The following is a 424-nucleotide window of genomic DNA, read 5'->3' on the forward strand; positions in this document are numbered from 1 at the left end:
CTCTCGGGCGGCATGAACCAGCGCGTGATGATCGCGATGGCGATTGCCTGCGCGCCGAAGCTGCTGATCGCCGACGAGCCCACCACGGCGCTGGACGTGACCATCCAGGCCCAGATCATGGCCCTGCTGCTGAAGCTGCAGCGCGAGCAGGGCATGGGCCTGGTGATGATCACGCACGACCTGGCCGTGGTGGCGGAGATGGCCCAGCGGGTCGCCGTGATGTACGCCGGCCAGGTCGTCGAGACCGGCCCGGTGCCCGGCCTGTTCGACGCCCCGCGCCACCCGTACACGAACGCGCTGCTGGCCGCGATCCCCGAGCACAACCGCGGCGCCGCGCGCCTGTCCGCCCTGCCGGGCATCGTGCCCGGCGCGCTGGACCGGCCCGCGGGCTGCCTGCTCAGCCCCCGCTGCCCGCGCGTGCAGC

General features: G+C 73.6%; 1 protein-coding gene. It reads left to right on the plus strand.

All coding sequences use genetic code 11. From position 1 onward, the window contains the following. Positions 1–424, plus strand: a 424-nt coding sequence (locus tag I6F21_RS38070; protein WP_225184426.1) for an ABC transporter ATP-binding protein, incomplete at both ends; no start/stop codon positions are given.

Origin of the sequence: Bradyrhizobium sp. NBAIM03 (genome assembly GCF_020194055.1) — a bacterium.
Lineage (GTDB): Bacteria > Pseudomonadota > Alphaproteobacteria > Rhizobiales > Xanthobacteraceae > Bradyrhizobium > Bradyrhizobium yuanmingense.